Below are 5,759 nucleotides of genomic sequence, written 5' to 3'. Positions count from 1 at the left end.
GCCGGGCGGGCCGAGCCGCTGCGGCTGGAGGTCACCGGCGATGAGTGGGCCCGGTACACGGGCACGGTGACGGCGGAGGCCGACAGCACCACGGGACGGTTGACCGTGGCCGGTGGCGGTTCGGGCACCCTGCGGCTGGACATGGTGTCCCTCTTCCCGCAGGACACCTTCATGAACCGGCCCAACGGCCTGCGCCGCGACCTCGCGGAGAAGATCACCGACCTGGAACCCGGTTTCCTGCGGTTCCCCGGCGGGTGCCTGGTGAACACCGGCAGCCACTACGGGTACGAGGGGCCCGACTACCCCAGGGCCCGCTCCTACCAGTGGAAGGACACCGTGGGCCCGGTGGAGGAACGCGCCACCAACAAGAACTTCTGGGGCTACAACCAGTCCTACGGGCTCGGCTACTTCGAGTACTTCCAGTTCGCCGAGGACATCGGGGCTACCCCGCTGCCGGTGGTGCCGGCGCTGGTCACCGGTTGCGGGCAGAACCAGGCGACCGACGACCCCGAACTGCTGGCCCGGCACATCCAGGACACCCTCGACCTCATCGAGTTCGCCAACGGGTCCGCCGACTCCGAGTGGGGGTCGCTGCGCGCGGAGATGGGGCACCCGGAGCCGTTCGGGATGACCCACCTCGCGGTGGGCAACGAGGAGAACCTGCCGGAGGAGTTCTTCGAGCGTTTCGTCCAGTTCCGGGACGCGATCGAGGCGGAGTACCCGGAGATCGTGGTGGTCGGCAACTCCGGGCCCAGTTCGGCCGGTGCGACCTTCGACCGGTTGTGGGAGCTCAACCGCGAGGCCGGCGTCGAGATGGTCGACGAGCACTACTACAACAGCCCGCAGTGGTTCCTCGAGAACAACGACCGCTACGATTCCTACGACCGGCAGGGCCCGGAGGTGTTCCTCGGCGAGTACGCCTCGCAGGACAACCGGTTCCGCAACTCGCTGGCCGAGGCGGCGTTCATGACCGGGTTGGAACGCAACGCCGACATCGTGCGGATGGCCTCCTACGCGCCGCTGCTGGCCAACGTGGACTACGTGCAGTGGAGCCCGGACCTGATCTGGTTCGACAACCACCGGTCCTGGGGGTCGACCAGTTACGAGACGCAGAAGCTGTTCATGACCAACGTGGGTGATCGGGTGGTGCCCAGCGAGGCCAGCGGCACGCCGGTGCTCACCGAGCCGATCACCGGGGCGGTGGGGCTGTCGACCTGGGCCACCAGCGCCGCCTACGACGACGTCCGGGTGACCTCCGCCGACGGGGAGGTGCTGTTCGCCGACGACTTCTCGGCCGGGGACGGCCACTGGAGCCACCCGGACGGCCGGGGCGAGTGGGTCGTCGAGGACGGCGCCTACGTGCAGCGCGACACCTCGGCGGAGGACACCCTGGTGGTGGCCGGTGACCCGGAGTGGCGCGACTACGACCTGGAGGTGACCGCCACCAAGCTCGGCGGTCAGGAGGGGTTCCTCATCGCGTTCGGCGTGCGGGACACCGGCAACCACTACTGGTGGAACCTGGGCGGGTGGAACAACACCACCTCGGCGGTGGAGCGGTCCGTGGACGGCGGCAAGTCGACGATGGTGGAGCGGCCGACGCGGATCGAGACCGGGCGGGAGTACGAGGCCCGGGTGGAGGTGCGGGGCCGGGAGGTGTCCCTGTACCTCGACGGCCAGCTCTGGGGGTCCTTCACCGACGACCAGGTCGCCGAACCGTTCCGCCAGGTCGTCACCTACGACGAGCAGGCCGGTGAGCTGATCGTGAAGGTGGTCAACGCGCAGGCCTCGGCGGCCAGGACCGAGGTGGACCTGGGCGGCGTGCCGATGGGCCGAACGGCCAGGGTCACGACCTTGCAGGGTGATCCGGACGCGGTGAACACGGCCGACGAACAGCCGATCCGGCCGGTGGAGTCGGTGTTGCGCGGGGTGGGTCCGGAGTTCACCCACACCTTCCCGCCGCACTCGATCACCTTCCTGCGGATTCCGGCGAGGCTCTGAGACGGGAGCGGCGCGGGCCCGGTCCGGCGGACGCCCGGGAGGGTGGTCGGCGGGCCGGGCTCCCGGGGGCCGGGTGGCGTTCGTGGTCCGGCGCGGCGGCGCCCCGGCGTCACGGGTGGGCCGGCGCCCGGGGGCCTTGCCCCGGGGGGACCCCGGGTCAGGGCAGGGTTCGGGTGAGCCAGATCAGCTCGCCGCGCCCGTCGTCGGGGTCGACGTGGTCGCGGTGGAAACCGAGTTTGGCCAGGACGCGCAGGGAGGGCCCGTTCCAGGAGCGCACCGTCGACCACAGCCGGCGGCGTCCGGTGGAGGTGGCCTCGGCGAGCACCGCCCGGCCCGCCTCGGTGGCGTAGCCGCGCCCGTGGACCCGGCGGAACAGTTCGTAGGCGATCTCGGGTTCCTCGCGGGTGGCGCGTCCGACGATCAGACCGCAGTAGCCGAGCAGGTCGTCCTGGCCGTGGCGGCGCAGCGTGAGCAGCGCGAGCCCGGTCCGGCGGGTGGTGTCGAGGAGGCGCCGGATGCGGTCGCGGCACTCCTCGACCCCGGGGGTGCCCGCTCCACGTTCGGCGATGAGCGCGCGGTACTCCTCGGCGTCGCCCTCCGCCCAGGGGCGCAGGGAGAGGCGTTCGGTCTTCAGGTACGTGGCCATTGGCGCGTAGTCGTCCACGACGGCACGCTACCGGTCTCCCGGAACGGGTTCCCCCACCTCGGGTGGACGGGCCGGCGGGCCGGGGTGCGGTGGTGGGACGGGTGGACGTCGGGCGCGGACGGGTCGGGGCGGGTGTGGGACATCCCGCCGGGTGGGGTGGGCCGACGGGCGGCGCGCCCGGCGGCCCACGGACGGTCAGCGCGTCGGAACCTCCTCGGCCGGGGTGACCTCGGTGCGCCGGCCCGCGACGAGGTCGAGCACCACCTGGCCGGCGGGCCAGCGGACCAGGACGCGGCGGTCGGCGTCGGAGGTCACGGCGGCCCGGACCAGCCGGCCGTCCCGCCAGGACGCCTCGACGGTGACCGCTCCCCTGGCTCGGAGGCCGGCGAACTCGCCGCTGCTCCAGGCAGTGGGCAGCGCGGGTAACAGGTCCACCACGGTCAGGTCCTCGGAGGACAGGTGGGACTGGAGGAGGAGCTCGGCGACGGCGGCGGTCACACCGAAGTTCCCGTCGATCTGGAACGGGGGGTGCGCGCAGAACAGGTTCGGGTAGACCCCGCCGGGCACCGAGGTCGTTGGCGTGTCGGGGGCGTCCTCCCGCAGCGGGGTGAGGTAGCGGCGCAGCAGGTCCGCCGCTCCGGCGGCGTCCCGCAGGCGGGCGCGCAGGGCGACCCGCCAGGCCAGTGCCCAGCCCGTCGAGTCGGGGCCCCGCGCGTCCAGCGTCCGCAGGGCGGCGGCGGCCAGGGTCGGGGTGCGTTCCGGGTCGATCCGGGTTCCCGGGAACACCCCGACCAGGTGGCTGGTGTGGCGGTGTCCGGGTTCGGCGTCGGTCACGTCGGCCGACCACTCGGCGAGGCGACCGTCGGGTCCGACGCGTTCGCCGGGGAGCCGCCGGAGGGCGGCGCGGGCGCGGCGGACCCAGTCCTGGTCCTCGGCGGTGGCCTGGTCGCCGAGGGCGGTGGTCATGCGCAGGCCGGCGGTGAGGATGTTGTGGATGATGGCCAGGTCGGAGGTGGTGGAGGTGGCGACGGCGGCGGACTCCCCGTCCCCGGCCAGGTAGCGGTTCTCCGGGGAGGTGGCCGGTGCGGTGCCGAGGGTGCCGTCGGGGTTCTCGACCAGCCACGCCAGGACGAACTCGGTGGCGGAGCGGACGAGGGGCCAGCCGGTGGTGGTGAGGAACCCGAGGTCCCTGGTGAAGTCGTAGTGGTCCCAGACCTGCAGGCACAACCAGGCCGCGCCGAGCGGCCAGAACGACCAGGCCGGGTCGTCGGCTCCCTCGCCGACGGCGTCGGCGAAGGCCCAGGCGTCGGAGTTGTGGTGGGCGGCCCACCCGGGGAGCCCGTAGACGTGGCCGGCGACCTGGGTGCCGCGCCGCCGCAGGTGGTCCAACCAGTCGATCAGGGGTTGGTGGCACTCGGGGAGGTGGGTGACCTCGGCCGGCCAGTAGTTCATCTCCAGGTTGATGTTGGTGGTGTAGTTGGACCGCCAGGGCGGGGTGAGGCTGTCGTTCCAGATGCCCTGGAGGGTGCTGGGCAGTGATCCGGGGCGGGAGGACGCGATCAGCAGGTAGCGGCCGAAGTGGAAGGCCAGGGCGGCCAGGCCCGGGTCCGGTTCCCCCGCCGCGTGCCGGCGCAGCCGTTCGTCGGTGGGGAGGTCGGCGGGACGTCGGCGGGCGGGGGTGGGTTCGGGTGCGTCGGTGCGGGTGTCGGGGGTGTCCTCGGCTCCGCCGGAGGGCCCGAGGCGCAGTCGGACCCGGTCGAACAGTCGGCGGTGGTCGCGGGAGTGGGCGTCGCGCAGCGCCTCCGTACCCCCGTCCTCGCGCACGCGTCGGCGGAGCGCGTCGAGGCGCGCGTCCAGCTCGGTCCGGAGGGTGTCGAGGTCGGCGTGCGGGCTGGTCGACGGGTCGACGTAGTCGGTGGCGGTGGCGAGCAGCAGCACCAGGTCGGTGGCCTCGCGCACCAGCAGGCCGTCGCCGTCGGCGGTGACGGTGCCGTCGGTGAGCAGCCGGGCTCCGACGAGCGCGGTGACCGTCCCTCCCCGCTCGGGGTAGCGGCGGGGGTCTCCCGGGTCCTCACCCTGCTCGACCGGGCGGGACGGCATCGGCACCTGGGCTTCGACGCCCGCCGCGCCCGGTTGGTCGCCGCTGTGGAAGCGCACCGTGGCGGACGGGTGGGGGCTGTCGAGCACCACCCGGGTGGTGTGGGGTGCGCTGGCCCGCCGGTGCAGCACGAGGACCTGGTCGACGGCGCTCGCCCACACGGTCTGCTCGTGCCGCGCGCCGTCCCGGGTGAAGTGGTGGGTGGCCAGGGCGTTGGCGAGGTCGAGCCGTCGGGTGTAGGTGCCGGGGTCCGGGCCGGTCAGGGCACGTCCGCCGCTCGGGTCGACCTGGGTCAGTCGGAGGTCCACCAGGGGTTGGTAGGCCTGGGTGCCACCGAACTGGAGTTGGGCGAGGGTGCGTTCGGCGGCGCGGACCTGTCCGGCGGCGAGGTGGGCGCGTGCCTCGGCGAGCAGGGCCGGGCCGTCCCCGGCGGCGAGTTCCCGGCCGGTGCGCCGGTGGGGTGCGCCCGACCAGCAGGTGTCGTCGTTGATCTGGAGCCGCTCGGTTCCGGTTCCGCCGAAGACCATCGCGCCGAGCCGGCCGTTGCCGACCGGGAGCGCTTCTGTCCACCGGCGGGCGGGAGCGTGGTAGCGCAGATCGGCATCCGCCGCCCTGTCGTGGTCACCGGACACGAGCACCTCCTGGTGTGGCAGCACGAGATCACCCCCCAGGCTGCCCAGTGGCGGCCCGGAACACCAGTGCCACAGCGGACATCTCCGTCCTTTTTGCCCAGTTTTCGCGGGGGCATCGGGTCCTCGTCGTCCCGTGGGGGCCTTCGGTAGGGCGCGGTGCTCCGCTCCGGCCGTGCCCGGAGGACACCTGGCCCGCCGTCCGGCTACGGCGCGCGTGGCGCTGGAAGGAGCGGCTTCCCCGCCCCCACACGCCGCCGGCCGCTCCGGGTGCCCGGAACGGTTCGGGGGCGCACCGGGAGCCTGGCACCCTCGTCGAGCTGGACGTTCCGGGGCCGCGTCCTACCGCTGTCCGGGCCTTCGTTCCCGGCCGTCGCGGCGGCGGCCC

3 protein-coding genes are annotated in these 5,759 nt (G+C 73.5%); 1 reads left to right on the top strand and 2 read right to left on the bottom strand.

Annotated features, from left to right (window positions below; all coding sequences use genetic code 11):
* A partial coding sequence (locus tag ACTIDRAF_RS0221890; protein WP_016700849.1) for an alpha-L-arabinofuranosidase C-terminal domain-containing protein occupies positions 1–1,998 on the top strand: 1,998 nt, incomplete at its 5' end.
* A 157-nt stretch (positions 1,999–2,155) separates the two neighbouring features.
* Here ACTIDRAF_RS0221890 and ACTIDRAF_RS0221885 read toward each other — a convergent pair.
* Both ACTIDRAF_RS0221885 and ACTIDRAF_RS34295 read right to left on the bottom strand, forming a co-directional pair.
* Complete coding sequence (locus tag ACTIDRAF_RS0221885) at positions 2,156–2,662, bottom strand: GNAT family N-acetyltransferase (protein WP_245533607.1); 507 nt, start codon at positions 2,660–2,662, stop codon at positions 2,156–2,158.
* A gap of 177 nt (positions 2,663–2,839) precedes the next feature.
* Positions 2,840–5,398 carry a glycoside hydrolase family 95 protein gene (locus ACTIDRAF_RS34295; RefSeq protein WP_016700847.1) on the bottom strand — a complete coding sequence of 853 codons (2,559 nt, stop codon included), beginning with the start codon at positions 5,396–5,398 and terminating at the stop codon, positions 2,840–2,842.
* Positions 5,399–5,759 lie beyond the last annotated feature (361 nt).

The sequence above is a fragment of the Actinoalloteichus spitiensis RMV-1378 genome, from assembly GCF_000239155.1.
GTDB lineage: Bacteria > Actinomycetota > Actinomycetes > Mycobacteriales > Pseudonocardiaceae > Actinoalloteichus_B > Actinoalloteichus_B spitiensis.
Note: the sequence above shows the minus strand (reverse complement) of the source record. Positions and strands in the feature narration are given on the sequence as shown.